Raw genomic sequence first — 26,338 nt, forward strand, 5'->3', positions numbered from 1 at the left:
GTCATGGGGATTAAGGGCTACATAATTAAGCAATCATCGATAGGCCTAATAATTAGGAGTTCACGTAATGAGTTGATATACGTGCCATACACATTAATACTTAAGAATGTTATTAGGAAAGTACCGCCCACAGAAGGCATTGAAATTAGAATACCGTTTAAGGTACCTAAGAATGAGTTGCTCATTGAGGATTTACGCAAGGATCTCACGGACTACATGGAGGAGTTGGGTATTGAAGATCCGCACGTTGACGTCGCGGCAATTGAGGACAGGTTTGTGGAGTTAATGGCAAGGGGTATATATAAGGATTTGAGGACAATAGATGATGTTAAGTACTCCATACTTAATAAGGCCTTTGAATTATCAATGGAGCTTAGGAGGAGATATAATGTTAGGAGTAATGAGTAATTAAACGCCGAGGTCACCTATTAATTTATTGATACTTTCTGAGGGGCCTACAACCACTAACTCATCATTTCCCTCCACAACGTAATCACCACTTGCTTGGTGACGCCGTTCGATGTTACCACATACGGTATTGCAATGCCGTAATTATCAATTATCTCATTAATGGATTTACCTATTAATTGCGAGCCTGCATTAATCCTAATTACTGCGAATGTTATATTTATTGATGGATCGTTAAATACGGACTTAGCTATGTTATTTATTATAAGGGTCTCTATGTTTCTTGATATTAGGTCTTCAACAATCACGGTATTTACATTCAATTCCCTAAACAAATCCACGTTATCCCTATTATTAACCCTAGCGATTATCAATGGAACCCCCTTACCCCTGGCTATACTACATGCCTTATAATTTAATTCATCATTATCAGACAAAGCCAGAAATAACTCAGCCTTGTCAATACCAACCTCATTAAGCACATCTTCACTACTCGGATCACCCCTATAAACAAGCGCCGACGATTTAAGCATCTTGAAAACCCTTGAGCACGCATCATCATTTGAGTCGACGATCACCACATCATATCTATCCATGAGGGCCTTAGCCACATTAACACTCACATTATTTGCTCCAACTATTATGGCAAGCTTCAATATTAACCACCAACTACGTAACTTAAGCAGGAACTATTTAAATTCATTATTACCTTATCACAAACCGTGATCCCAAGAGAGTGGGTGGAGCTTGTTAAGGATGGGTTGAAATACTCATACGCACCATACAGCGGAGTTAAGGTAAGTGCGCTGGCTATAACACCAGACGGTAAGGTGTATAGAGGGGTTAATGTGGAGAATTCGTCCCTTGGGCTCACGGTTTGTGCGGAGAGGGTCGCCATATTTAATGCCGTATCCAACGGCGAGAGGAAAATAAAGACAATAGTACTGACCTCAAACCTAGACAGGCCAATATATCCCTGTGGAGCCTGTCTCCAGGTAATGAGTGAGTTCGGTGTCGAGGAGGTGATCATCGTTCACGGAGATAAAGTAATTAGACATAACATAGGTGAGTTGTTCCCAAGGCCATTCACAGACTGGAGAAAGCAGGATAATTAAATATGCTGAGTATCACGGGCCTTCAAAACCACATACTGGGCACTTGTATGGGTTCCCCGTCCTCCTACAATGCTCACACCTCCAAATCTCGGCTTTGCCGCAGTTTGGGCATAGGAAGTGGGTTGCCCTCTCGTATGGCTTAATTGGCTTACCGCATGAACTACACACTGGCACGGTCGGTCCATGGAGTACCGGCTTGGCCTCTCAACTCTGGGTAGCGACATTGAGTATCCGTGGGGTAATCACTAATTTAAGCATTTCTATAACGTTATTAATGCGTGAGTAATCCTTAATAAATCGGGCACCTATGGTAACGAGATGGACATTAACAAGGTAATAAATGATGCGATACTCATATTAGTGATTATACTGGCCGCGGTATTAACATACTTTTTACTTGCTAGAGTCGTTGCACCACCATCAAAACTACATAGTGGAGAAACAATAATTACGTACCCCATTGGTACGTCTGGTATCATCGTGTGGCCTCCATACTTTCAATTACTTAATGCATCCATAGTAAGCAGTGTCTATAATACCTTCAAGAATTATAGCTTGGTTTATGGACCAGATACAGCACCAATCAAGGTATTGATATTCTACAACCCTATCTTACCTCCAGCCACTAACTTCTCAATTGTTAATACTAATTACATGATCAATACTTCAGAGAAGGGACTTGTTCAGTATGAGATAGTATTCAATATAAATTCTTTCAACTATTCAGGCCAGCCCTCACCACTTGTACTGGCTGAGGAGAATGTAGCCTCCGTGGCTTACTGCCTATATTACAACTCAACTAATAGATATAATGCATTATTATTTCTAAGTGAGATTGGTTCATTCGTAGGTAGTAATATAACTAAAGTAGCAAACCTCACAAGCATATCCGCAATACAGGAGATACTTAATAACCTGGACATTAACTTGAACGCCACAGAATGTGTGAGTGAATATGGACATTACGTTTCCAATAGTATGTATCAGATGGTGATACCCTCTATCATTAATGATTATTACGTACAACCGCTCTTGACACCGACGCCACTCACGTATGAGGTACCCATTAACCTGCCGAACTTACCAACACTCTTCATAATCGGTTATAACTCGGTGACCGGAGCCTATGACGATACAAGCAATAGCATTCAGCTACCAATACTTATACAGAACTTAATGACCCAGAAATTCATATATCAAAATCTAAGTAGTTAACCAATCATTACTCTTATTAAGCTCTTCAATGCCGTTATTTCGAAATACTCAACATTTGCCGCAATATAGAGCAATACAACCGATATTAGATAATATATTATCAATGCTATGACCTCGCTCCTACCAATGCGTCTCCTGCCACGTAATGAGTTAATGAGATTTCTCGTGAATGTTAATGATCCTGCCGTGGAGAATGCGTAGGCCAGGAGTTCTATAATACCATGAGGAAGGAACATTGTTACGAGGAGAGCTACTATAAGGACGATTATAGAATTCACGGCATATGCAATATAAATACCTAATACGAAGCCCGTCGTTACCAATGCAAATACGAAGAAGAATGGGCCGATTACGGGAATTGCCATTAATGTGTCTATTGCCAGGTTATGCAGAAAAATGGAACTTGGTCCTAATTTTACGGTGCTCTCTAGCTGATTTTGTAATGATGCAACCATTGATTGGCTAATGAACAATGGCCCTACATAAAAACCCACTAACGATACTATCACTAGGATCAGCAATTCAACTGCGTATATTAGAATAACCCTCTTAATACTTACAGTCATATTTCTCACTAAAGCGCTGCTTTGATGTGAGGAGGGATTGGTAATCAGCGTTCAAATCCTTCGTCACCGCTCGGTGCATCCCTCCTGTCCTCATTACGTGTAAAGCCACTATGAAGTACTTAAGCCTTACTTACTAAGTTAACGCCTACCTAATGATTCAAGGAGCCTATTAATCACTATCCTCCTGACGAACTCCTCACGCTCATCCTCATCAAGCTTGAGCCTAACGAATCTCGCGTTCTCGACAATCCTGGGAAGCAATACGTTGTCTATGGCATTCACCATTCTCTGGTACTCCCTGACCCTAGCCAGTAACGTATAGAATAGGCTCTCTAGGTTCATCATTTCCGAGATTGCCCTGAAGTTGCTATAAATACCGTACAGGGCACTATCGAGTTCCGGCGGTATTGCAAATATGCCATAATTAGGACTCGAAACGCCCCTAAACTCAAGCCCCCTGAACTTAAGCCCCTCCATTATTATGTCCGTAAACTCCACATCAACTGATGGCCTTATAACTTCGCTTAACTTTCCGTAATCCTCAATACTCATCTTTGAAATGGCGGCCTTAAGCGCTAGTGATGCCTTCTCTAACTCGTCATAAACACTCTTCCTTGCGTTCTCAAGTTTGGGTATTATTGCCCTAATCCTCTGTATGGTTGCATTCCTCGCATCCTCAACCGTCTTCTTAATACTCCTATAAAGCCTCTCCTGATTTCTAAGTCTCAATAGGGTTAGCCTTGACGGTATTGGTCTCTCAAAGGCCACGTAGTTAAGGAACGTTTTATATTTTTAAATATTATTACATAAGGACTTAGGCCTTGGTAAATGAGTAGGGTGAGCCAGGCTGAGGCTTGGAGGAGGGTTAGGAATGTGCTGGAGATGAGCGATTTGGTACTTGAGGTTATTGATTCCAGGGATCCTGTGGAGACGAGGAACAAGAGGGTTGAGGAGCTCTTGGGTAAGTTGGGTAAGCCGTTAATAATAGTGATTAACAAGGCTGACCTAGTGCCTATTGACGTGCTTAAGGAGTGGAAGGAATACATCGGGCGGGAGTACCCCACGGTATTCATAAGCGCCAAGAATAGGCTTGGCACTAGGAAGCTTATCGTCAGTATTAAGCAGCATGCGCCCAGGCTTCCCGTCAGGGTCTCCGTGGTTGGTTATCCAAACGTGGGTAAGTCAACAATAATTAATTACCTAAGGGTAGGCACGTGGCTGAGACAAGCCCAGTGCCTGGTTGGACCATCGGCGAGCAGATCGTCAAGGCTAAGCAGTGGCTCATCGTCATAGACACGCCCGGTGTTATACCACCTGAGGAGGTTAGGGATGAGGCATTGCTCATTATTAAGGGTGCCATAGACCCCTCCAGGCTTGAGGATCCTGTTTTACCGGCGGTAAAGTTAATAATGAGGATTAAGTCGTTCAACCCCAAGGCATTTATGGATAGATATGGTGTTGATGCGGAGGACCCAATGGAACTCCTGGAACTAGTCGGTAGAAGGAGGGGGTTGCTTTTGAGGGGTGGTAAGGTGAATACTAGGGAGCTGCCATTGCCGTGATTAGGGATTGGATACTCGGTAAATTAACTTACTACTACAGGCCCGGGGTGGTTAACAATGCCTAGGAGGCTCGTGCCGATGGTGATTAAGCCATCCATTAGGCCCCTTAAGTATTACGATATTGTTGGTGATTTAATGATTAATTTCCTAGCGAATAGGAGAACCGCCATTATTAGACAGATCGGTGATTCCGCTGTTTTAATGACCAGGGTTAGGCATGAGGATGGGAGTAAATTACCAATTATTATTAATAGTAAGGATGAGTTGATCAAGTATGTCAGGCTGGCGGTATCGACTTCATGGCCTCCGTGGGTACTGCATTATCAAGGGGCATTGACATGGCTATAATCGATGTTAAGGGTGGTAGGAAGGTTTGGATGATTGATAGAGGATTGGAACTCATGGACTTAATAGTCAGCGTAGTACGGGTTATCTTTGAATACGTTGGTTTGGTGAATAATGCAGTAATATTCGATGGAATGAATGGGTTCAAGGTTATTGCCCCACTAGCCAAGGAAGTTGATAATGAGGAGATGAGGTCCTTCGTTAACTTAGTAAATGAGGTTGTGAATAGGAGTATGAAGTCCTTTGATTTATTCCAGGCTTACGGCAACGATATCATTATTGGCGGCAACACAATGCTTAAGGTAAGGATGTATAGGGTACCCCTTTCCCTGCATTGGTCAACTAAGCTATCGGCAATACCACTCGCTAGGGTTTATGACTTCCTAACCCTTTATGCCGACCCATCAAGCGTAATTAGGCGCTTAGAAACTAATAGGAAGTTGCTTGAACCGTTATTTGCGAGAAATCCAATTGACTCATTGATTGATAATGTAAATAGGTGGGTTAACAATGATTATACGTTAGTTTATTATATTAAGGGTGCTATTAGGAATAGAATTAAGCATGGTGTTTCAGACGCTGAATTAGGAATTGATAGAGAAAACCTTAAAACAGAGTGATAACCCTATAGGCGATAAACAATGAGAAAGGTCGTAATGGCATTCATAGTCATTGGCATAATAATACTCATAATGTCTAATATAAGGGTTGCATTACCAATAACTAATGCAGCAGTGTCTAATTTTAATGATGTCGTCAACGTAACACCTGGACTGAAGTTAATCATTAGTGATACTAACGGTTCATTAACGTTAATACCCATTAAGGGTTATTCATTATTCATAGACACAGTCGATTACCTATCACCGATATTCGTCTTCATAGGTATAATAATTTCAATAGTCCTATTACTGATTAAGAGAAATTACAGTATCGATGTTTCAGACCCACTGTTCTTCGGAATAATCCTAATGCTCATAGTGGCCCTCATATTCTCACTACCCATACCAACCCAGATTCCCCTAGGTGAGAACTCAATAAATCAATCAATAATTGTTGGTGTTAATGCCTATGTTGGATTCTCTTCAATACCTACCTAATAAGTACGGTACTACTCATGATGAGCACTTGGTTATACCGAGAGAAGACAACCGTGGGAGACATGTACACGGACATTGACCAATTAATGAGTCTAACCATTATGCTTAAGAGTGAGGAAGAAACAGAGCAGTCTGAGGATAATGAGGAAAACCAGCAATAAGGGCGTAATCTGCTTCTTCTGCCTAAGGAGGGTTAGGGAATACCATATCGTTGACTATGAAGCTAAGGAACTCAACATGACCTTCAAGGTCTACGCATGCCCCGAATGTTATGTAAAAATTACATCACGCAAGGAAAAACAGGTTTAACAGGGGGGATAGTGGGCTGAATCAATAATAATTCACTAACATCATAGATAGCTCCAGGAGACCCTAAACGTTCTAACACTATCAATTATACTATCAAATCCGTTAATGAAGGAGTTAACCTGGTAAATACTAACTATGGGTATGCCATCCAGTAATTCCATGGATGCCCTATGCCAAGTAATAACCACAGGCACAAGCACCGCCTCACCCCAATTAACGCCAATCCTACTCATCAAAACCTCAGGCTCCCTGGCGACTAACCCAACCTTCTCCAAGTGCTATCCACTATTTGCCGTATCGATGACGAGACCCTCCTCCAACGCTTAGCCTCTATCAACAGTACCCAGGGTCTCCTATAGGCTATTACATCGAACTCAACCCTAGAACCAGCCACGGGGACCCTAAGCCTACTGACAACCCTAAACCCCCACTCCTCAAACACGAGCCTAATCAAGGCCTCAAACTCATCCCATGGCAGGTACCTCGATACCGACTCAAGATCAACATAAACACCCCTATCCACGAAGTACTTAATTAACTTATGAGGCGGCATGACCGACTTATAGCCATCACCAACCCTAACTAAAACCCCATCATTAATCAGCGAGCCTATGAACTCATCAATCATGGAATCACCAAGCCCCGACACCGACTTAAGAGACTCATGCGTAAAAACCCCATCCCTAGAGACGATTATCAACGCCTTAACAAGCCTCTCCCTTAAGCTCATCCTCAAATAAGCATTTTAACACCCACTTATAGTGTTTTGCGGATGATGAAACTTCAGCGGCGGATGAACACCAATGAATGATGGGTCAGGGACTGATCAACCATACGTTATGACTATGGTCTTTAACTCTGTGACGTCCTCCACACTAAACCCAATACCCTCACGGCCGAAGCCTGACTCCTTCACGCCGCCGAATGGGAATAGGCCGAGTCCATGCCTTGGGAAGTCATTTATTGTGACCTCACCAACCTCAAGAGACCTTGCCACCCTCCATAGTGTGCCCACGTCACGCCCGAATACGGCGGCGTCGAGCCCGTAAATAACCTCGTTGGCCACCTCAATGGCCTCATCAACCGACCTAACCCTTATAATTGGAATCACAGGTCCAAAAATTTCCTCAAGCGCGAGCCTGGACTTCCTACTCACGTTATCGACTACCGTCGGTTCGTGGTACGTGAGCCAATACCTACCACCGTAGATTAACTTACCACCCTTCATTAATGCATCATCAATCATTGAGTGAACCCTCTCAACAGCGTTGGAATCAATGAGTGGGCCAACCCTAACCTTTGGATCACGTGGATCACCAACAACCCACTCATTTACCTCCTTAATAATGTACTCCATTAATTCATCGGCAATGCTGTCAATGGCGATGACCCTGCTAATCGCATCACAACGCTGGCCCGAGAGCCTTAATGAACCCATAACTATCTTCTTGGCCGCGTCTTTTAAATCGGCATCCTCAAGTACGATGGCTGGCGCCTTACCGCCAAGCTCGAGCTGCAGCTTCTTTAGGCCGGCCATCCTCATGACCCTAAGCCCAGTCTCTGTGCTACCGGTCAGGGTGATTGCCCTAACCAGTGGGTGTGTGACCATCGCGTCACCCACCGTTGCTCCCGGCCCTGTAACCATTGCGAAGTAATTGCCGAGCCCTGCATACTCAATGGCCTTGGCTATTAACACGCCGGTTATTGGTGTGTAACTCGATGGTTTAAATATCACGGGATTGCCTGCCAGGAGGGCTGTGGCTACCTTTACCATTGATGTGAATAATGGGTAATTAAATGGGGCTATTGCCGCGACCACGCCTATAGGCTCCCTAACAACCACTGCGTACTTATTCTCCGTACCTGCCCCGTACTCGCCTGGAATGCCTACGTTTAATAACCTGCCCAGGTCCTGGTGAATCATCCTGAGCCTGGTTATTGTTGAGTTAACCTCGCCCTCAGCCTCGTTGATGGGCTTCCCACCTTCAATGATTAGTACATCCCTAAACAGCTGTTTGTATTCCTCGATAAAGTCTGCCACCTTTATCAGCATATCGGCACGCTTATGCGCCGGTATTGCCTTGAGCGACTGCCATGAGTAGTGAAGTCTCTCTATGGCTGAATTAACGTGCTCAGCGCCTAATTTGTTTACCTGGGCTATCACCTCGCCATTTATTGGCGACTTAACCGGCATGTAACTCCCGAAGTCAATCCATGAACCAGTAATAAAGGCGCGGAAGACACCGAACTTGGTCATTGTGTCGTGGAATTCCCTGGGAAAATCTGGCAATGTTACGGGGCCGAGTATGTTTATGGTTATTGCCTGCATTAATCATGCTCTTAATGGCCTTAAAATAAGTCTTCTGGGTACTACCTCATTTAACGGGTTTAATGATTAGAAATACTTAAACTGGAGAATAGCTATCCCTAGTTAATGAATGCGCAGGAGTTAATGACGGGTAGCGTATTCTCCATAGACCCTAATCGGGAATTAGCCGTTGCCGTACAGTTAATGGTTGATCACGGGTTTAGGCACTTACCGATTATTGAGGGTGGTTCCGTGAGGTCAGTATTGACGGCGTTAGGGATAATCAATGGGATTGTTAATAATGGTATTAATGCCCTGAGGGAACCCGTGGTTAAGTACGGTAGTGGTAAATTCCTTACTGTGTCTCACAATGATGATGCCGTGACCGTGGTTAGGAAAATGCTTGACGTTGGTGTTGACCACGCACTCGTGCTTAAAGGAAGTGAATTAGTTGGTATTGTCACTGAGCGTGATGTGATCAACAAAATGCCTGAACAATCATTCATGAGTTATAGGGTTCATGAGGTTGCTAATAGGAATCCTGTGAGGATTGGTGAGGATTATTCATTGGTCTCTGCCATGGAGGTTATGGTCAGGCACGGCATTAGGCATTTACTGATTACGGATCAGGATAGGTTGCTTGGTATTATGACGGTTAAGGACGTACTGAGGTACGTGGTTAGGTACTATAAGTTAAGGGGTCAGGTTGACCTCAACATTGCCGTATCAAGGTTAATGAGTCATAACCCAGTGACAATTGATAGCGCCGCGTCATTGGTTGATGCCATTAGGTTAATGAGGAGGAATAACCTTGGTTCACTACCGATTGTTGAGACTGGTAGATTAATGGGTATAATCACTGAGCACGACGTTGTTAAGAGCATGGTTAAGTGATTGTGAGATGGAGAAATTAATTTAAATTATGTACTGCCACGCCCATCTATATCTTAATTACATTCTTTATAGTATTAACGACCTCCTTACTCAGCTCAGGCACTTTACTCCTAACGTTCTTCCTCAAGTCCTCATAGTAATTATTACCGTATGAATCAATTATCACGGTTAATGGGCCGAAATTCTCAACCTCGAGAACCCACATCGCCTCTGCAATACCCAAGTCAAGCCAGTGAACGCCAACGACCCTTTTTATTGCCTGAGCCGCCAGGACACCGGCGCCGCCCGTGAATATTGCATAGGCCGCCTTGAACTTCTTCATGGCCTCCGTGGTCTTTGGACCCATGCCACCCTTACCAATGACCAACTTAACACCCAGCTTCTCAATGACCTCTGGCTCGAAGTCATCCATCCTGGCACTGGTGGTTGGCCCATACTCACTATCCTCCAGGTATCGCCCTGCTTAAGAGCCACTGGACCTGCGTGGTAAATAACGCCGCCCCTTAGGTCCACGGGTAGTTTCTCGCCCCTATGTAGTAACTCAACCATCCTCACATGCGCGGCATCCCTGGCGCTGATTAGGGTGCCGCTTACGTATATTGTATCGCCAACCCTTAATTTAGTAATGTCATCATCTGATATTGGTGTTTTAAGGTAGTACGTACCCATACCTACCAATTAAGTCAATCAGGTTGGGTATAATTAAGCATTCTTCTAAGTATTTTCTATAAACAAACATAGGATTAAAGCTTTAATACAAGTAAAGCGATGCTTACCTATGCCGAGTCTTGAGGACGTGGTTAAGGAGGCGGCCAAGACGATAATAAAGATGGCCAGCATATCTCCAGCTGAAGATGTTGTTAATGCATTAAAGAACGCACTTAAGGTTGAAATTCATGAACCAAGCAAGGTTCAGTTAAATGCCATATTAACGAACATAGAACTGGCCCAAAAGTATACGGCGGCGGTGTGCCAGGACACTGGCGTCCCAACGTTCTTCATAAGGCTTGGTGATGGCTTTCCCATCAGGAGCAAGTTATTCTTAATACTCACGGAGGCCGTTAGGGAGGTCACGAAGGAATTACCGCTCAGGTCTAACTCCGTAGACCCATTAACAGAGAAGAACCCAGGAGATAATACCGGCATTGGAATACCAGTCTTCGATGTTGATTTATTCGATGGGGACTACTTAGAGATGATCTATACGCCAAAGGGCGGTGGTACTGAATTACCCAGTAAGGCGTTCGTCGTGCCGCCAGGCAATGCCTGGGAGAGGTTGCCCGAGCTCGTTCTTAATGCCGTGATAGATGCCGGCCCAATGCCATGCCCACCGGTCATTGTGGGAATAGGCATCGGCCCTAACTTAGACGTTGCAGCAAAACTCGCTAAGAAGGCGGCAGTGCTCAGGCCGGTCGGCTCTAGGAATAGTAATCCTGACATTGCCAATATCGAGGATGCGCTACTGAACGCTATTAATAAGCTCGGCATTGGAGCCCATGGAACTGGCGGTAAGGTGACGGCGCTAGACGTACACATTGAGTATGCCTATAGGCACCCAGCAACCTTCGCAATAGGCATAGTCTTCTCCTGCTGGGCAACAAGGAGGGCTAGGGCTATCGTATACCCTGACGGTAAGTACGAGGTTAAGCCCTATGATTGAGTGATTTCATTTGTTTTTAAATTAAGAATACTTATAAATAATTATTAATTAAGCATATGAAAAATCAATAGTTTTATTGAACATGTAAAAAGAATTTATAATGCAGTATTAGGGCACAATTACGATGAACGGCGAGACCGATACCTACGACGTTATAATAATAGGTGCGGGTATTGCAGGCTGAGCGCCGCATTATACACTGCTAGGCAGGGATTAAGAACACTGGTTATTAGTAAGGATATTGGTGGTCAATTATCATTAACGGATGAGGTTCAGAATTACTCTGGCTTCACAAGCATTAAGGGCTTAGACTTAGTTAGAAGGGTTGAAAGCCAAGCCAGGGTTTTTGGCGCTGAAATTGTATTTGATGAGAGTGGTTAAACTTGATAGGGCTGGTGATGGGGGCTTCATTGTTAAGATGGCTAGTGGCGATGAGTATAGGAGCATAGCCGTGATACTGGCGTTCGGAAAGACCCCCGAGAGACCTGGGTGTACCTGGTGAGCAGGAGTTGAAGGGTAGGGGCGTGAGCTACTGCACCATATGTGATGCGGCGTTGTACCGTGGTCAAGACGTAGCGTTGGTATCCTGGGGAAGCCTGCTTATGAGGCTGCCGAAATCCTAATGAACGTGGTGAATAAGTTTTACTTGGTATTTCCCGGTGATAGGCCTGTCAATGATGATGAATTCATGAATCTCGTACTTAATAGTGGTAAGGTAATACTCATGCTAGGCATGAAGTTGTTGAGATAAAGGGTAAGGGTAGGGTTGAGTCCGTGATAGTTAAGAGTAGGGTCACGGGTGAGGTACTGGAAATACCCGTTAGGCTGTGTTTATTGAGATTGGTTATGTGGCTAAGACAGATTTCGTGCGCCACCTAGTTAAGCTAAATGAGAGGGGTGAAATAATAATTGATGAGTACGGTAGAACAGGCACTGAGGGGCTATTTGCGGGCGGCGATGTTTGCGTATCTCCGTATAAGCAGGCAGTTATTGCCGCTGCCCAGGGAGTAATTGCGGCATTATCCGCGTACTCATATGCAATGACCAGGAGGGGCAAAGAGGTTAAAGTTGTGTCTGATTGGAGAAAACTTAACATACCCGGCAGGAAAGAGGAAACCATACATCCCTTAAAATAAGTCTGTAATTGCACGTGGAACAAACCTTAATACGATATCTCTAAATAAAAACTCTGAGATTTCCATGAGTATTAACCTGCTTAAACCAATTGAATTATTCCTTATAGCATTGGTAATATCCTTCATAACATCCCAGGGAGGAATATCAGGGGCCTACTTACTATTACCAATACAGTCGTACATCCTAAATACTCTAAGCCCAGTAATAACAAGTACGAACTTAATGTATAACCTAATCTCAATACCACTAAGTATTCATAGGTACATCCGTGAAAAAAAAGACTTGCAATGCCACTAACCCTAACGCTGATTACGAGCTCATCAACTGGTGCTGTGCTAGGAACGTTGGCTGAGAAGGCATTATTTAATTAGTGGTTACGTCTTTTCCTGCTTCATGAGCTTCGTGCTGCTTATACTGGCTATAGAACTCATTTTAAATTCCCTACTTATTAGGGAGGTCCGTGTTTACGAGGAGGTACTACGGTGCTACCGCAGGAGGCTATTGCTCACTATAACCACGACTAAAGACCATACGTACGAAGTCAATATACCATTATTAGTAATAATCACGGTGCTAGTGGGCATCATAGGTAGTGCGTATGGTATTGGCGGCGCATCAATATTATCGCCAATACTAATGGGTCCCATGGGATTGTCAGCCTACGTAATTTCGGGCCCAACATTAATTGTTACGTTTATAGTATCGATGATCGGAGTAATATTATATACATACCTTGGTTACCCACCTAACATAATTAATGGAGCATTCATGGGGTTAGGAGGTATGGTCGGCATTTACTTAGGCACAATCACCCAGAGAAGATTACCTGAACGTCACATCAAACTCATGGTCGCCCTAATCACGGCAATAATGGGCCTCTATTCCATGCCATGCGTGTCAAGGATTTGAAAACTGCCGCATACTAATTTAAATCGAGATTGGTTACGAGGTAATTAATGCATGCCGTGGTATTTGATAAACCAGGTATGGAGAATTTACGGGTAATGGATGTCGAAGCGCCAAAGCCTGGGCCTAATGAGGTCCTGGTCAGGGTTAAATTTGCAGGCGTTAACCCGGTGGATTACTTCACAATCAATAGGGGTGGCAGGCCGATGCCTCACATACCCGGTGCTGAGTTTGCGGCGTGATTGAGGAGGTTGGCTCCAATGTTAGGGGCGTCAATATTGGTGATGAGGTTGTGATTTATAACAGGTTGTTTGACGGCACCTGTAAGTACTGCCTAATTGGTCATGAGGAGCTGTGCATAAATGGTGGGTTAATAGGCATCGTAACTAATGGTGGGTTTGCGGAATACGCCGTAGTACCCGTGACCAACGTAATAAGGGTTCCCAAGTGCGTTGGTCTTGATGAGGCGGCGACATTGCCCGTCGGCGCATTGACGGCTTGGCACATGGTCTTTGACAGAGCTGGCGTAAGACCTGGAGAATTAGTCGTTGTTTTTGGTGCCACGGGTAACGTGGGTAGTTACGCCGTTCAGTTCACAAAACTAGCTGGAGCCACGGTCATCGCGGTAAGCCGTAAGGCAAACAAGGTCAGGAATGCATTAATAGGGCTAGGCGCCGATTACGTAGTGACGCCAGAGGAGGCTCAAGTACTTGTAAACGAGTTAAGCAATGGGCTTGGTGCCGACTTAGTGGTCGACTCCGTTGGCCAAGCCACTTGGAACCTAAGCTTTCAATTAGTTGCGCGTTACGGCAGGTGGGTAACGGCTGGCGCATTAACTGGTGGCGATGTTACGCTTAGTTTACCATCACTCTATCAAGGGAGGTCACTGTAATAGGTTCGACAGGTGGTACCAGGATTGAGCTTATTAGGTTGCTCGACCTGCTTAGTAAACGTAGGATTAAGGCACCAATCTATGCAAAGATGAGCTTGATAGGGTTAAGGAGGCGTTTGACGTCATGTTCAAGGCTGAGGATAGGATAGGTAAGGTATTACTCATGCCGTAACGGCTTCAGTCCTTACTTAGGTAAATATTTAAATAGTGCATTCATGAGGAGTCCTTGATGGTTGACGTTAAGAGATTGGCTGCCGAGATTTTGGGTGTCGGTGAGTCACGGGTTAGGATTAGCCTGAGGCTCTTGATAGGCTTGAGGAGGTTACTACTAAGGCTGATGTTAGGGCTTTGATTAAGGAGGGCTTGATATACGCTGAGTATGCCAGGGGCGTTAGTAGGGGTAGGTGGCGTGAGCTGCATGAGAAGAGGAGGAAGGGAAGGAGGAGAGGTGTTGGTAGTAGGAGGGGTAGTAAGTATGCTAGGCTTGATCCTAAGGAGGCTTGGGTCAATAAGGTTAGGGCATTGAGGAGGTACCTAAACTCGCTAAAGAGAAGAGGGTTGATTGATGCTAGGACTTGGAGGGAGCTTTACCTGCAGGTTAAGGGTGGCAGGTTCGATAGTGTGGCGTCACTTAGGACATACCTAATCAGCAATAACCTCCTTAAGCAACAGCGGTAAAAATAGCCTGCTTCTCTATCCTAGAAATACTTATTAAGTGATTATCTTCTTGGTTTTACGAACATGGCAAGGACCGGACGCTATAAAGTCAGGTTTAGACGTAGGAGGGAGGGTAAGACGAATTATTACAAGCGTAGGGGGATGATTAAGAGTGGCTTACCTAGGCTTGTTGTTAGGAGGACGAATAGGTACATTATTGCCCAGGTCGTTGTGCCTAGGGTTATGGGCGATGAGGTTATCGTGAGCGCCACGTCTAAGGAATTGGCAGGTTTTGGTTGGAAGGGTAGTTTGAAGAATACTTCGAGTGCGTACCTCGTGGGCTTAATAGTTGGTTATAAGGCGTTGCTCAAGGGCGTTAAGAAGGTGATACTCGATATTGGCTTCATAGGCCGATTAAGGGCGCCCGCGTTTTCGCTGTTCTTAAGGGCGCGCTTGATACAGGTCTTGAGGTGCCCCATGGCGAGGAGGTACTCCCCGATGAGGATAGGATAAGTGGTAAGCACATTGCTGAGTACGTGGAGAAGCTTAAGGGCGAGAATGAGGCGTTGTATAGGGCCCGCTTTTCTCAGTACTTGGCTAAGGGTTTGGATCCTGTTGATTTGCCGAAGCACTTTGAGGAGGTTAGGGATAGGATTAAGAACTATTACATGGGTTGGTTTAAGAAACTGAACATAGAGGTGCCCCAGGAGACTGAGGAGGAGTAAGGTTAGGTTTCTCAATCGCTTATTCATGTTTTCTCTCAGTCATAGGTTCCTCCTGGCGGTACATTCATTGATCATTCATCGATAATTTAAGTGATTGTATTCTCGAGTAATCTTTAAAAATAAATATGTTATTAATGAATAATAAAAGAGTGATTGATATGAAAACATCTGAGGACTTGGGATTATCGGGGATTCACTACGTTATGTTCGTGAGCTACTCACTCACGTTCTTAATATGGGGTTTTGTGACCGCGAGTGGTGTTATGTCGATTTACTACTTCTCTAAGTACATACCCAGGTTCTTAGTGCCCATCTCCGTAGCCCTTGGACCGATATCCCTAATGATCGGTAATGTACTCATGGGTAGGTTGGCGGATATCGTTGGTAGGAGGGGCATATATGCCTATACGATGAGCCTATATACGATTGGGTTAATAGGCATGGGGTTGTCAATACTCCTATCAAATGTAATACCGGCGTCTGAGGCCTTCATACCGTTCATTATATCGTACATATTAGCCGAGATAGGCGTTGGTGGTGAGGAACCGCCAGCACTTGCCGCGGCTACGGAGTTAATGCCGTATAATTACAGGGGCTCGATACTAGTCTTAATGACGAATTTCGATAACATAGGTGCGGCCATAGCATCGGCGATACTATTGCTGGCGTTGATGAGGGGTACTCAGTTATCCGCTACCTGGACCATGATTGGTTCCGCAATAATCGTATTGATAGTAGCGGTGATTATTAGGTTAGTAACGCCTGAATCGGTTAGATGGCTTGTCGTTAAGGGCAGGGTTAGTGAGGCTGAAAGGATAGCTAGTGAGTACGGCTTATCATACGCCTCACTGAAGGTTCTGAACAGGGCGTTAGATTTCCGCCTTTGTGGTTTAGGACACTTGTGCTATCTCTCCTCGGTGTATCCCAGTTGGCGACCTATGGATTAATGGCCTTTTACATTGTTTACTTGCCATCATTACCATTCTCAAATAATGAAGTGTTGGCTACGCAAGTGTTACTGTGGGCCAACGTGGGTGCTTCAATTGCTGGTTTGATTGGGTTGGCTGTCGATAAGTTAAGTAGGAAGACCTTCACCCTGATTTCGTTCCTGGGTGGGTTATTAACCATGGTACCGATATTCATAATATACGGTGTAATGACTAAAAGTGCCTTTGCATCGTCTTTAACCATATTCTATACATTACTATTCCTAAACATGGTATTCAGTGAGCTTGGTTGGGCAGTTAGGGTGCTCCTAGAGCCTGAGCTATACCCAACTAGAAATAGGGCTACCTGGGTTGGCATTGTTAGGTTCATTGCGTGGGCAATGTATGTGTTCCTCATCTATTATCTACTTGCCTCCGCAAACACCTACGTATACCTACTCTCAAACCTAATACTCTACGTAGTGGGTTTCCTAGCGGCGTTAGCTTGGTTCATTTTTGGTATTGAGACCAGGGGATTACCAATACATGCACTTGATAAGGCAGCTGACCGTAGGTAATGAAGCTCCATACCTTCTTAAAACCCATGGATATTACAAACTGAAATATTAGTTAAATACCACGATGAGTCACCATGAAATAACTTATCGAATTACCATTAGAATTCTAAGAAATTGATTTAGAAAGATTTTTAATTATCAAGTACAGTGAAAGTTTCGCTCTCTTCCTTAAAGCCCCAAACTCGTGGTGGGTCCTATGACTAAGCGATACTTGGCATTGGCGATGCTTGCCTCGGCTTTGTGGGGAGCCTCGTACCCAATTACCTACTTAGCACTGGGGCTATACCGCATAAATGAGTTAATTGCCTTAAGCTATCTATTTTCCACGGTTTTGCTTCTCATAGCATCGCTATTTCATGGTTATGATGAGAAATCGATAATTAAGGGTTTACTATTGTCGCCAATCAATTACGCAATTGTTTACTTATACACGGACTTGTCGGGTGGTGTTGGTGGATTAACCGCCCTCGTGAGCTCAAGCTACATAATACCACTGATAATCCTTGATTACATCAATAATAGGAGCATTAACGTGAGGTACCTGGTATCAGCGATTACCCTGCTCGGAGCCCTATACCTATTGTTCCAGGGCTATGGTGATTCCATTTATGTGGCGCTGCTCCTCATGGTCATGAATTTTGTATACACAATAGCTTGCGGGAATTAATGATATTGATATTATTAATTTTGTACTTGGTCAATCGCTTGGTACCCTCATTATTTCATACTTAATAATACGGAACCCACTAGTATTAGCTCTCGGTCTCGATAACCCCTATTACCCATTAATACTGGCATTGGTTGGTAACGTAATACCTTACATGTTATACGCAGAATCAATTAGGCAAATAGGTCCTGTTGAGACTTCGTTAACATCCTCTATGGAGACTATTAGTTCATTAATAGCGTCATTACCAATACAGCGATTACCAATGAACTCGGTGGCATGGATATTGCTAATTATTTCAATATTATCGCTCAATATTGAATTGAATAGAAATAACGTATGGAGAAAGCCGCGATTAATGAGCTATTACTTACCTATGCAGGTAAATGAGGAAATTGTCTCATCGCCAAACATTGCGCCTAAAAGCTATGTGACATTCATTAACCCACACTTAATGACTAGGGTTGTTGGGAAGAGGAAGGTGATATAGCTATGGCTCAAGCCTGAACCTATCCCTTGGGTAAAGCACGACCTCACGAATATTATCTCTCTTCAATAATACCATTAATAGTCTGTAGAGCCCCATGCCCCAACCAGCGTGTGGCGGCATTCCGTAGTCATAAACCATTAAGTGGCTTTCGAAGCTCTCAGGGTTAAGTCCCCTCTTCCTTAGCGCCTCTATCAATTGCTCCTTAATGTGAATTCTACTACTCCCTGACGCTATCTCTAGGCCACCCATGACTAGGTCGAATGACTCACTGATTTTTGGGTCTGAGTCGAGGGGCTTTGTGTAGAATGCCCTTAGGTCCGTTGGGAAGTGTATTATGAAGAATGGCTCGCCGAACTCCTCACTTAGGATTTCCATACCATTCTTAGGCACGTCATCACCCCAATTCACTTTCAAGCCCCTCCTACCCAGTATGTCTAGGGCCTCGTCATAGGTTATCTTCCTGAAGGGTTTCCTGGGGATCTTAATCTCAATGCCGTACCTCGCCAACTCATTGCCGAACATCTTATTGACCCTATCGTATACATTGACTATCACATCCTCAAGAACCGCCATCACGTCCGTGTAATTGGCGAAGGCCTCCTCGATATCCACCGATATGAATTCGTTGAGATGATAATTCGTGTTATGCTTCTCAGCTCTATAGGCAGGCGCTATTTCGAAGATTCTCTCGAGGCTCGCCGTTAACTCCTCCTTATAGAGCTGTGGGCTCTGGGCTAGGTAGGCAACTCTTTCAAAGTATTGAACCGCGAATAACTCAGCACCGCCCTCGGTGCTAGTCACTATTATCTTTGGGGTAAACACCTCAATGAAACCCTGACCATACAATGTATCACGTATTGCATGTACAACCTCACTTTCTACCCTAAATATCAGAGAATTAATAGGTCTCTTAAGATCAACAGACCTATACCTTAACCTCGTATCCAGGTCGGTCTCCACCGAGCCCCATATATCTATTGGTAATGCCTTCGACTTAGCCACGACATGTATCTCGCTCGGGAAAACTTCAACACCGGCCTTGGCCACCTTGCTTGCCTTGACGACCCCCTTAACGACAATCGCGTCCTCCCTACCCAGTGACTGAATCAATGACCAAACACTGTCTGAGACCGCCCCCTTCTTTATCGTTAATTGAATAGTGCCCTCCCTATCCCTAAGCAGTATAAATTTTATATTACCGAGGTCTCTGATGTCCCAGACCCAGCCGGCCAGCACGACCTCTTTACCATCAAGCTCAGGGATTACGTCTTTAGTCCAGTGGGTCTTCCTTGGAAAACTCACGACTAACTTATAGATTTTGGGGATTTAAAAATTGTGATTATTTGGTAATTTCAACCCTAATGTTTGTACCACTAATTTGACTAAGAACCTTAGCCAATTCACTCGGTCTAAATGGTAACCTCCTAAGTTCACTCTTTGTTATTCTGACTACGGTCTCCGTGGTGCCATCGGGAAGCCAGGACGTTGATACTGTGAGTATCCTGGCAGGTGATGCTAATTGCGTGGCGAGCTCATTCACATTAACGCCCTTTTCAACAACCTTAACCCTCTTATTCAATGTCCTTTCTAAGTCGTGCTCCATCTGCTGTATTATGGTCCGAGGAAGCGCCTTTATGCCCTTAAGTACAACAATAACCAAGTCACCGACCTCGTAGGACTTCACATACTCAACATTCTTCAGGACCTCCTCCATCTTACCAGTGGCTATATTTAGCAATGCGTCGCTAACATCAACATCAAGCATGGAGTACTCTCCACTGTCAAGCAAAGACTGGCACTTGTTGCAAAACACCCTGGTCTTGACACAGAAGGTGCAAAACGGTATTTTCATTCGACAACCATAAAAATATTAGGCTTAATAAACCTTATGCGTTTCTCCATTAACGGTGGTTCCCACTTGAGGTCAAGCACCTTAGTCCGGTGCTTATTGCTGATGATGTCACTATTGAGGATTAACCCATTACCTAAATTAAGGTCTCATTAAACTAGTGATCAGCAAAGCCTTATTTACTCGGGACTTTAAGCTTGAGGTTGTGTGAACGATGCAATAATAACTTCGAATATTAGGAAGAGGTTCATTAGTAATGAACGTACTGGTTTTCTAAGGAGGAGAAAAATCGTAGTTGAGGCGCTGAGGGGTGTTTCCTTCAGGGTTAGGTGGGGTGAGGTGTATGGGTTGTTGGGCCCTAATGGTGCCGGTAAAACGACTACCGTCAAGATACTGTCTACCTTGTTAATCCCTGATGGCGGTTATGCCTTGATTAATGGACATGATGTTGTTAAGGAAGCAAGTATCGTTAGAAGTATCATAGGCCTAGTACTTTACCCAGATAAGGTTTTTACTCGAGACTTAGTGGGTATGAAAACCTCGTTTACTTTGGCAGGCTTTATGGGTTAAGCAAGTCGGTGGCTGAGGCTAGGCTAGGGAGTTAATGAGGCTTGTTGGGCTTGAGAACGCGATGAATAGGTCCTATGAGGAGTACTCACTTGGTATGAGGGCTAGGCTTGCCATAGCCAGGGCATTGATTCACGACCCATCTGTGCTGTTTCTCGATGAGCCAACCATCGGTTTAGACCCAATCTCTGCGAGGGAAGTAAGGGAGTTGGTAAGGAGACTTAAGAGGGAGGGTAAGGCAATACTCTTTACTAGTCATAACCTTTGGGAGGTGGAGGAGGTCTGTGATAGGTTGGTATAATAAGTAATGGTAGAATGATCATCGAGGGTTCACCGAGGGATATAAAGGACATGCTTGGGCTTAAGTACGTGGTTGAGGTTGAGGTTCAACTCAATGGCCGTGTGGAGACCATACGTGTGGAGACCACGAACCCTGCTGACTCACTTCGTAGGGTCATTAATGACGCAGAAGCGAGGGGGTTGAATATAATTAGGGTTAGGATAAATGAACCTTCTCTAGAGGAGGCTTTCGTGAAGGTGGTTAAGAATGAGGGTGAGTAAAATGGGTAAGATAGGTGTGTTACTTGCTGTAATGGCTAATGAACTAAAGATAATAAGTAGGGAGCCGGGCGGTTTGGCCTTGCTTGTCATTCTTCCGTACTTCATCGCTGGTAGTATGGCATTTATAGCATCATTCTTTGTCAAGGTAACGAGTAGTGTATTCATTAGGCAATTCATTGGGTTTGAGGTCTTAATGCTGTCAATGATAATGGTACAGACCGGGTCTAGGTTTCTATGGGAGGAGAGGAGGGGTGGTAGGCTTGAGTTCCTGCTTGCCTCACCAACCAGCATGTACTTGATCTTACTTGGCACATCCCTAGTGATGATAATAGTAAACATCGGCGCCTTCACAATAGCATCCTTACCACTATTCTATATGGAGTATGGATTAATCGGAGCCTTAGGTTAGCATTAGCTCTTCTAACGCTCTTCATCGGATTATTCCCTCTATATGGCATTGGATTATTAATAGCAGGTCTAGTTATGAGACTTAACGACGCAGACGCGGTAAATAATGTAATAACACCAATATTAACAATATTATCTGGGACCACATACCCAGTATATGTACTTCCATGGTGGGTTAGGGGGCTCGTTTATGCACTACCTATGTACATAACCTTCTACTCCATGTACCTAGAGAGCATTGGGCAGGCAAGTTACATGCTCATTATCTACCTAATCACCGCAACAATCATATACCTACTATTTGGGATGACCTCATATGCAAAGCTCGAGAGGGGGTTCAGGAACAGGGGAATTTAGAAAGTTGGGTGCTGAGGTATGGAGAGGTTTACGCTTATTATTCTCGAAACCATCATCGATTATGATAAACGTTGTAACGGCGCCACTATGGCTTGCCTTCTTCATACTCACCCTCAGGGGATTCGGTGTACTCACCCTGGGTAAACTCATCCTCCAGTTATTCCTATGGCTGCATATGCCTTCGCACTTTACTCGAGTTGGTTGTGGGGTTTTGGCGGTGGGATTATTGAGGAGAGCTATGAGGGAATTCTCGAGAATGTCATGACCACCATAAATAACTTACTAATACACGTGATTGGTTGGGGCATTGCATACTCAATATATACATTACTCGATTTGGCATCTCTCGTGATAAGCTTCTACGTAGTATTCGGCCTAACCATTGACATTAGGAACCCAGTACTCCTTACAGCATCCATAATACTTGCTTCATTACAGCTTCTCTTTATATCAACAATATATGCGATGCTCGTGGTTAGGCTCAGGTCTAACTGGGTCATCACAGACATAATGCAGTTCCTAATGCCTGTATTAGGCGGATTAATACCGAGTGAGGCAGGTAGGTACGTGATGCTGGTGAATGAGTACTCGCCAATAGCCTACCCATTTGTTATAATGCGTGAGGCTGCCCTGGGCTACCTGGAGCTTCCCATACCAATTACTTACCAACTATTTTACTCAGTAACCACCGTGGCGTCTTTATTCATAGTCACAACCATGCTTATTAGGATATTCGATAAACGACTTAGGGAGGAGGGTAAGTTAGGACTTACGTGACCTAGCCCTTACCCTATGTAGAGCCACCATCACCAGTATGATAATTAGTATGAGCACGGTATAGATAAGGAGTTCATACCTAAGTATGGCATTTACGAGACTTATCTTACTGACACTACCGCTCATTATTGCCTGTACTAGCAAATACCTCGATAATTGAGCCAATGGGTCGTACGGCCTCGATGATGCTTGGTACTCATTAATTATTTCATCGACCAAGCTCCAGTTACCGCTCATTATAGCATTACTAACTGTGGCGTTCAGGAACTGTGGATTACCCAACTCACTGAGTATTTTCTCTGCTTCGAAGTATGTTGGTGGTATGACGTAGGCGCTTACCGTGGACTCATTAGTAGCACCGAGGTAATTAATGCTCAACGTAATTGTGATGAGTCCCAGGTACCGCGGTGTGAGCGTTGTTGATCCATTAATGAGTACCGTGGCCGGCACCTCGGAACCGTTTAGGAATGTTGCATATGCAGTTATTGTCCCATTAAGTATTAACGGATAACCATCGTAATAACCAACCGTGTTATTAATCCATAGGTTTAAGTAATCCCAGTAGCTAATAGCCTCACCCGTCAGTGCGTATGCCGATGCATTAATTAATAATGCACACTCCCTATTGAATCCTAGGCTTAATGATGTATTTGCCATGACCATGGTCGTATCATTAATGCAACCTTGCAATGTGAGATTAACGTGTACGCTTATCGCGGGGTAATCATTGAGTATTATATTTATCGTCTCATTATGACCAATAATCACTAGCGGTTCTGCCTCAATACTCAATCTAAATAATTCCACGCTCATTACGGTAACATTAATCGATGCCGATGCGCCCAACTCAACATTAATCACGTACGTGCCCGGCACCGTGGCTTAATAACCATGCCCAACAATGATGATTCACCTGGCGATAGGTCAACCGTGGTTGATGAGTATAATGAACCATTTAGGTACGTATTCAATAAACCCTGGTAGGCAAGTTGGTGGCATTGTGATGTTGATAACCGCGTTAATTGGCTGTGGATAGATGGTCACCGCGGGCGATTCAAGGCTTATTAATGGTGTCGGCCTTGAAACCGTTATATTGCCAAACCCCGTGTTTATGGTTAGCATGGTATAGTTCGCGGGTAGGGAATACGTTAACTGAAGTGTTGAGTTGTTCACATAGTGGCTAAGAACTGCGTACTCGTATGGGCCGTAAATACTTAGGTTTACAATTACGTATTCATTAGTACTGGTTATGTTCCATAGGTAATTAACCACATTTATTAATGGAGGCACTATGCTAATGTTGGCCATGATATTCATACCCGCCACAGACAACACCATGTACTGGCCCGTATAGGTTTCATTTAATAAATTCCACACAACACCAATGCTGCCGCAAGAAACTAATTTGCTTCCTACATACGTGTTATTAACGTAAAACTCACCGTAGTAAAACACGGGGAAGCTAGGGCAGGAATTAGGTGTCATCAACTCAATTGTCGTATTGACCAAGGCCCAGCTTGGCGCTAGTAATACTATTTCCGGTAATAGCCTTACCGTAGGGCTCACCACGCCTATTTTAAGCGTTGTTATTGTGTACGTGCTGTAATTAATGTAGACTGTTCCCGTGAATCCCCCAATCACGAAGTTCATCTTCCCTACATCATTAACGTACGTATCAACAATTGTGTAGTTACCATTTATGTAGTACGTGGCGTTTATGATACTTACCTGCACGGGCACTACATCATACCCAAGGGATAGTGCTGTACTTGGGCTATTGTATATGTAGATGTCACCCTGGCCGTTTGATACGGTGGAATTAACAACGAAGTTTATCTTAATCGTTGATGTTCCCGGGCCCAGTATTAAGGTCGTGTTTGGTGGTTCGAAGTATATCATTGGTTTATAGGGGTTGATGGGGCTTGGTGGCGATGTGATCAGCATGTCCGTAACCAACGTTACACTGTTTGGGTTGTTTACTGAAATCACTAAATTGCCAAAGCTATTACTCGTTAGGTATAATGTGGTTGTTGTGACCAGCGATGCCGTCGGCTGACCCAGCGTGATGTAGGTTAATGCCGTTGAGTTTTCATAGGTCACGTTAACTACGTAGGTGCCCCAGGTGATCCCTGTAAATGTAGCACTTGCATAGCCGTTACTTGCGCTTGTTGGTGTGCCATTGATGTATATCGTACCCGTGATTGGCGCTGTTCCATACATTACGTATAGGTTAAGGGTCAGGCTCTCCGTCATTACGTTATACGTACCACCCACTATCCTAGCCGTGATACCCGGTGTATAGCTGATTGTTAGGGTAACGGTTTCGTTATTTGTTGTTGGGTTGACCAGGGCCATGTATAGTGTCGTGTTTGTTATCGAGAATGCGGAGTTGAGCTCAATGTTACTAATAACTGAACCACCACCTGCCGTGATTTCTATAGTGCCCGTAGCAGGCAGTTGAACCTTGTAGTACTGAGCGCTGAGGCCCTGAAGGCTAACACTAAATGAATAAGTACTACCGCTCATACTTATTGTTTGGAAGCTTGGGTAGTAGGTTGATCCGCATAGGTTTTGCCCATGGACCAGTGAAACTAGGTACTGGGTGTAGTAATTATCGAGCCATGAATTAATGATGCTATTGCCGGCGAATACGTTCTGTTCGATGGTTGCGGGTCCAATGCCATTCGCGATTAGCCAGTATATGAAGGCTGAGTAGTAGTACATGTTTATTATTGGCTCTCCTGAGTAGTCGTATGGGTCATACCCATACTGGTTGTACTGGAAGTAGTCCTGGGCCATTGGGCACTGGTTCGTGTAGTAACTCGCTGTACCCTCAGCATCGGCTTCAATATACCACGGGTAATCCTGGGGTATTGTCGTGTATTGCATATACGCTAATTGCGATACGTGTACAAGCTCGTGATAAGCCGTGTGTTCAAGCCAATCACTCGACAAACCAGCACTTATGTTTATGTACTCTATGCATGTACTGATTATTTGGCCAGTGTTTGGATTATAGGTATATTCCCACCCAGTTACGCCTGCCTCTGACCCTGGAAGAGAGGATACCACATATACCGTGTATTGACTTCCACTGCATGGCGGTGACATTTTCATGCCCAGGGTGTTAGTATATAATGAGTATGCCTGTTCTAGGTAATTATCTAGGGCTTGGTCGTATGACGAACCTGCATTTGCCAAGTCGTATATTAGGAAGTGTGTACTATTCACAGTAGGTGTTAATGCATTAGCATTAATTGAGATGAAGATCAGGGTTATCAATGTGATGATTATGTATCTCATAATTACCGAGGGGACGAGTCCATTCCAGTCATTCGAACTCATACTTAATAAAACAC

At 44.2% G+C, this 26,338-nt stretch carries 36 protein-coding genes and 4 pseudogenes; 28 read left to right on the plus strand and 12 right to left on the minus strand.

Going from position 1 to position 26,338, the window contains the following annotated elements; genetic code table 11:
• The first annotated feature begins 3 nt into the window (after positions 1-3).
• Positions 4-408, plus strand: a complete 405-nt coding sequence (locus JCM16159_RS15920; RefSeq protein WP_243666303.1) for a hypothetical protein — start codon at positions 4-6, stop codon at positions 406-408.
• Positions 409-464: 56 nt separating this feature from the next.
• On the opposite strand, the gene JCM16159_RS07270 is transcribed toward JCM16159_RS15920, so the two are convergent.
• Positions 465-1,064 carry a TrkA family potassium uptake protein gene (locus tag JCM16159_RS07270; protein WP_243666268.1) on the minus strand — a complete coding sequence of 200 codons (600 nt, stop codon included), beginning with the start codon at positions 1,062-1,064 and terminating at the stop codon, positions 465-467.
• Between the two features lie 66 nt (positions 1,065-1,130).
• Here JCM16159_RS07270 and JCM16159_RS07275 point away from each other — a divergent pair, with 66 nt between their 5' ends.
• Positions 1,131-1,523 (plus strand): cytidine deaminase, encoded by a 393-nt coding sequence (locus JCM16159_RS07275; protein WP_054857397.1) that lies wholly within the window; start codon positions 1,131-1,133, stop codon positions 1,521-1,523.
• Between the two features lie 12 nt (positions 1,524-1,535).
• On the opposite strand, the gene JCM16159_RS15925 is transcribed toward JCM16159_RS07275, so the two are convergent.
• Positions 1,536-1,697: a zinc finger domain-containing protein gene (locus tag JCM16159_RS15925; protein ID WP_243675045.1), complete on the minus strand. Its 162-nt coding sequence runs from the start codon at positions 1,695-1,697 to the stop codon at positions 1,536-1,538.
• A gap of 144 nt (positions 1,698-1,841) precedes the next feature.
• On the opposite strand from JCM16159_RS15925, the gene JCM16159_RS07280 reads away from it, so the two are divergent.
• A complete protein-coding gene (locus JCM16159_RS07280; protein ID WP_054857398.1) occupies positions 1,842-2,738 on the plus strand; it encodes a hypothetical protein in 897 nt (298 codons plus the stop codon).
• Here the strand turns inward: JCM16159_RS07280 and JCM16159_RS07285 are convergent.
• Both JCM16159_RS07285 and JCM16159_RS07290 read right to left on the minus strand, forming a co-directional pair.
• On the minus strand, positions 2,735-3,304 hold the full coding sequence (locus JCM16159_RS07285; RefSeq protein ID WP_054857399.1) for a stage II sporulation protein M: 570 nt from the start codon (positions 3,302-3,304) through the stop codon (positions 2,735-2,737). The two genes, JCM16159_RS07280 and JCM16159_RS07285, sit on opposite strands and share 4 nt — an antisense overlap.
• 138 nt (positions 3,305-3,442) lie before the next feature.
• A complete protein-coding gene (locus tag JCM16159_RS07290; RefSeq protein ID WP_054857400.1) occupies positions 3,443-4,072 on the minus strand; it encodes a V-type ATP synthase subunit D in 630 nt (209 codons plus the stop codon).
• A 60-nt stretch (positions 4,073-4,132) separates the two neighbouring features.
• Between JCM16159_RS07290 and JCM16159_RS18975 the strand changes: the two genes are divergently transcribed.
• Genes JCM16159_RS18975 through JCM16159_RS15930 form a run of 6 tightly spaced genes read left to right on the plus strand, consistent with a single transcriptional unit; the run spans position 4,133 to position 6,472 of the window.
• The gene (locus JCM16159_RS18975) at positions 4,133-4,597 is read left to right on the plus strand and encodes a GTPase (protein ID WP_367834372.1); all 465 of its coding nucleotides are present in this window, start codon (positions 4,133-4,135) and stop codon (positions 4,595-4,597) included.
• Positions 4,537-4,866 (plus strand): hypothetical protein, encoded by a 330-nt coding sequence (locus tag JCM16159_RS18980; protein ID WP_367834373.1) that lies wholly within the window; start codon positions 4,537-4,539, stop codon positions 4,864-4,866. The genes JCM16159_RS18975 and JCM16159_RS18980 overlap by 61 nt, the downstream gene beginning before the upstream one ends.
• A 57-nt stretch (positions 4,867-4,923) precedes the next feature.
• Entirely contained in the window at positions 4,924-5,214 is a 291-nt protein-coding gene (locus JCM16159_RS07300; protein WP_054857401.1) for a hypothetical protein, read from the plus strand.
• Positions 5,166-5,831 carry a hypothetical protein gene (locus tag JCM16159_RS07305; RefSeq protein ID WP_243666270.1) on the plus strand — a complete coding sequence of 222 codons (666 nt, stop codon included), beginning with the start codon at positions 5,166-5,168 and terminating at the stop codon, positions 5,829-5,831. The genes JCM16159_RS07300 and JCM16159_RS07305 overlap by 49 nt, the downstream gene beginning before the upstream one ends.
• A 21-nt stretch (positions 5,832-5,852) precedes the next feature.
• Complete coding sequence (locus JCM16159_RS07310) at positions 5,853-6,311, plus strand: hypothetical protein (RefSeq protein ID WP_054857403.1); 459 nt, start codon at positions 5,853-5,855, stop codon at positions 6,309-6,311.
• Between the two features lie 17 nt (positions 6,312-6,328).
• Positions 6,329-6,472, plus strand: a complete 144-nt coding sequence (locus JCM16159_RS15930; protein ID WP_243666271.1) for a hypothetical protein — start codon at positions 6,329-6,331, stop codon at positions 6,470-6,472.
• 189 nt (positions 6,473-6,661) lie between these two features.
• Here JCM16159_RS15930 and JCM16159_RS15935 read toward each other — a convergent pair whose 3' ends face one another.
• The 3 genes from JCM16159_RS15935 to JCM16159_RS07320 form a co-directional block, all read right to left on the minus strand.
• A complete protein-coding gene (locus tag JCM16159_RS15935) occupies positions 6,662-6,895 on the minus strand; it encodes a hypothetical protein (protein WP_243666272.1) in 234 nt (77 codons plus the stop codon).
• A complete protein-coding gene (locus JCM16159_RS07315; protein WP_243666273.1) occupies positions 6,877-7,350 on the minus strand; it encodes a restriction endonuclease in 474 nt (157 codons plus the stop codon). Before JCM16159_RS07315 ends, JCM16159_RS15935 begins: the two co-directional genes overlap by 19 nt.
• Positions 7,351-7,446: 96 nt before the next feature.
• The gene (locus JCM16159_RS07320) at positions 7,447-8,949 is read right to left on the minus strand and encodes an aldehyde dehydrogenase (protein ID WP_054857404.1); all 1,503 of its coding nucleotides are present in this window, start codon (positions 8,947-8,949) and stop codon (positions 7,447-7,449) included.
• A 105-nt stretch (positions 8,950-9,054) separates the two neighbouring features.
• On the opposite strand from JCM16159_RS07320, the gene JCM16159_RS07325 reads away from it, so the two are divergent.
• Positions 9,055-9,822 (plus strand): CBS domain-containing protein, encoded by a 768-nt coding sequence (locus JCM16159_RS07325; RefSeq protein ID WP_054857405.1) that lies wholly within the window; start codon positions 9,055-9,057, stop codon positions 9,820-9,822.
• Between the two features lie 46 nt (positions 9,823-9,868).
• Here JCM16159_RS07325 and JCM16159_RS07330 read toward each other — a convergent pair.
• A pseudogene (locus JCM16159_RS07330) lies at positions 9,869-10,491 on the minus strand (FumA C-terminus/TtdB family hydratase beta subunit).
• A gap of 109 nt (positions 10,492-10,600) precedes the next feature.
• Between JCM16159_RS07330 and JCM16159_RS07335 the strand changes: the two are divergent.
• The 12 genes and pseudogenes from JCM16159_RS07335 to JCM16159_RS15965 all read left to right on the plus strand — a co-directional run bounded on the left by JCM16159_RS07335 (position 10,601) and on the right by JCM16159_RS15965 (position 18,460).
• Positions 10,601-11,482, plus strand: coding sequence for a fumarate hydratase (locus JCM16159_RS07335; RefSeq protein WP_054857406.1), 882 nt, complete (start codon positions 10,601-10,603; stop codon positions 11,480-11,482).
• 124 nt (positions 11,483-11,606) lie between these two features.
• Positions 11,607-12,618: pseudogene (locus tag JCM16159_RS07340) on the plus strand (NAD(P)/FAD-dependent oxidoreductase).
• Positions 12,619-12,682: 64 nt separating this feature from the next.
• Positions 12,683-12,916 carry a hypothetical protein gene (locus JCM16159_RS15940; RefSeq protein WP_243666274.1) on the plus strand — a complete coding sequence of 78 codons (234 nt, stop codon included), beginning with the start codon at positions 12,683-12,685 and terminating at the stop codon, positions 12,914-12,916.
• A 69-nt stretch (positions 12,917-12,985) separates the two neighbouring features.
• Positions 12,986-13,528, plus strand: coding sequence for a sulfite exporter TauE/SafE family protein (locus JCM16159_RS15945; RefSeq protein ID WP_367834384.1), 543 nt, complete (start codon positions 12,986-12,988; stop codon positions 13,526-13,528).
• A 56-nt stretch (positions 13,529-13,584) separates the two neighbouring features.
• Positions 13,585-13,767, plus strand: a complete 183-nt coding sequence (locus tag JCM16159_RS15950) for a hypothetical protein (RefSeq protein WP_243666276.1) — start codon at positions 13,585-13,587, stop codon at positions 13,765-13,767.
• Entirely contained in the window at positions 13,764-14,417 is a 654-nt protein-coding gene (locus JCM16159_RS15955) for a zinc-binding dehydrogenase (RefSeq protein ID WP_243666277.1), read from the plus strand. Before JCM16159_RS15950 ends, JCM16159_RS15955 begins: the two co-directional genes overlap by 4 nt.
• 229 nt (positions 14,418-14,646) lie before the next feature.
• A pseudogene (locus JCM16159_RS07355) lies at positions 14,647-15,095 on the plus strand (50S ribosomal protein L19e).
• Positions 15,096-15,158: 63 nt separating this feature from the next.
• A pseudogene (locus tag JCM16159_RS07360) lies at positions 15,159-15,799 on the plus strand (50S ribosomal protein L18).
• A 158-nt stretch (positions 15,800-15,957) separates the two neighbouring features.
• A complete protein-coding gene (locus JCM16159_RS18985) occupies positions 15,958-16,746 on the plus strand; it encodes an MFS transporter (RefSeq protein ID WP_367834374.1) in 789 nt (262 codons plus the stop codon).
• Positions 16,746-17,303: an MFS transporter gene (locus tag JCM16159_RS18990; protein WP_367834375.1), complete on the plus strand. Its 558-nt coding sequence runs from the start codon at positions 16,746-16,748 to the stop codon at positions 17,301-17,303. Before JCM16159_RS18985 ends, JCM16159_RS18990 begins: the two co-directional genes overlap by 1 nt.
• Positions 17,304-17,499: 196 nt before the next feature.
• Entirely contained in the window at positions 17,500-17,970 is a 471-nt protein-coding gene (locus tag JCM16159_RS15960) for a hypothetical protein (protein ID WP_243666278.1), read from the plus strand.
• Between the two features lie 154 nt (positions 17,971-18,124).
• Positions 18,125-18,460 (plus strand): hypothetical protein, encoded by a 336-nt coding sequence (locus tag JCM16159_RS15965; protein ID WP_243666279.1) that lies wholly within the window; start codon positions 18,125-18,127, stop codon positions 18,458-18,460.
• Here the strand turns inward: JCM16159_RS15965 and aspS are convergent, their stop codons facing one another.
• The gene (aspS, locus tag JCM16159_RS07375) at positions 18,461-19,762 is read right to left on the minus strand and encodes an aspartate--tRNA(Asn) ligase (RefSeq protein WP_054857408.1); all 1,302 of its coding nucleotides are present in this window, start codon (positions 19,760-19,762) and stop codon (positions 18,461-18,463) included.
• Between the two features lie 37 nt (positions 19,763-19,799).
• Positions 19,800-20,312: a transcription elongation factor NusA gene (locus tag JCM16159_RS07380; protein WP_054857409.1), complete on the minus strand. Its 513-nt coding sequence runs from the start codon at positions 20,310-20,312 to the stop codon at positions 19,800-19,802.
• 204 nt (positions 20,313-20,516) lie between these two features.
• Here JCM16159_RS07380 and JCM16159_RS18995 point away from each other — a divergent pair, with 204 nt between their 5' ends.
• From JCM16159_RS18995 to JCM16159_RS07395, 6 genes are all read left to right on the plus strand, one after another.
• Positions 20,517-20,879, plus strand: a complete 363-nt coding sequence (locus JCM16159_RS18995) for an ATP-binding cassette domain-containing protein (protein WP_367834376.1) — start codon at positions 20,517-20,519, stop codon at positions 20,877-20,879.
• 34 nt (positions 20,880-20,913) lie between these two features.
• Positions 20,914-21,177: an AAA family ATPase gene (locus JCM16159_RS15975; RefSeq protein WP_367834377.1), complete on the plus strand. Its 264-nt coding sequence runs from the start codon at positions 20,914-20,916 to the stop codon at positions 21,175-21,177.
• Between the two features lie 14 nt (positions 21,178-21,191).
• Entirely contained in the window at positions 21,192-21,437 is a 246-nt protein-coding gene (locus JCM16159_RS15980) for a hypothetical protein (protein WP_243666280.1), read from the plus strand.
• 1 nt (position 21,438) lies between these two features.
• The gene (locus tag JCM16159_RS15985; protein ID WP_243666281.1) at positions 21,439-21,846 is read left to right on the plus strand and encodes a hypothetical protein; all 408 of its coding nucleotides are present in this window, start codon (positions 21,439-21,441) and stop codon (positions 21,844-21,846) included.
• Positions 21,825-22,202: an ABC transporter permease gene (locus tag JCM16159_RS15990; protein WP_243666305.1), complete on the plus strand. Its 378-nt coding sequence runs from the start codon at positions 21,825-21,827 to the stop codon at positions 22,200-22,202. The genes JCM16159_RS15985 and JCM16159_RS15990 overlap by 22 nt, the downstream gene beginning before the upstream one ends.
• Positions 22,203-22,367: 165 nt before the next feature.
• Positions 22,368-22,979, plus strand: a complete 612-nt coding sequence (locus JCM16159_RS07395; protein WP_243666282.1) for a hypothetical protein — start codon at positions 22,368-22,370, stop codon at positions 22,977-22,979.
• On the opposite strand, the gene JCM16159_RS15995 is transcribed toward JCM16159_RS07395, so the two are convergent.
• Both JCM16159_RS15995 and JCM16159_RS07400 read right to left on the minus strand, forming a co-directional pair.
• The gene (locus JCM16159_RS15995) at positions 22,965-23,840 is read right to left on the minus strand and encodes a hypothetical protein (RefSeq protein ID WP_243666283.1); all 876 of its coding nucleotides are present in this window, start codon (positions 23,838-23,840) and stop codon (positions 22,965-22,967) included. The two genes, JCM16159_RS07395 and JCM16159_RS15995, sit on opposite strands and share 15 nt — an antisense overlap.
• Before the next feature lie 63 nt (positions 23,841-23,903).
• Positions 23,904-26,324 carry a hypothetical protein gene (locus tag JCM16159_RS07400; RefSeq protein ID WP_243666284.1) on the minus strand — a complete coding sequence of 807 codons (2,421 nt, stop codon included), beginning with the start codon at positions 26,322-26,324 and terminating at the stop codon, positions 23,904-23,906.
• Positions 26,325-26,338: the final 14 nt, after the last annotated feature.

The organism is Vulcanisaeta sp. JCM 16159 (assembly GCF_001316265.1).
GTDB lineage: Archaea > Thermoproteota > Thermoprotei > Thermoproteales > Thermocladiaceae > Vulcanisaeta.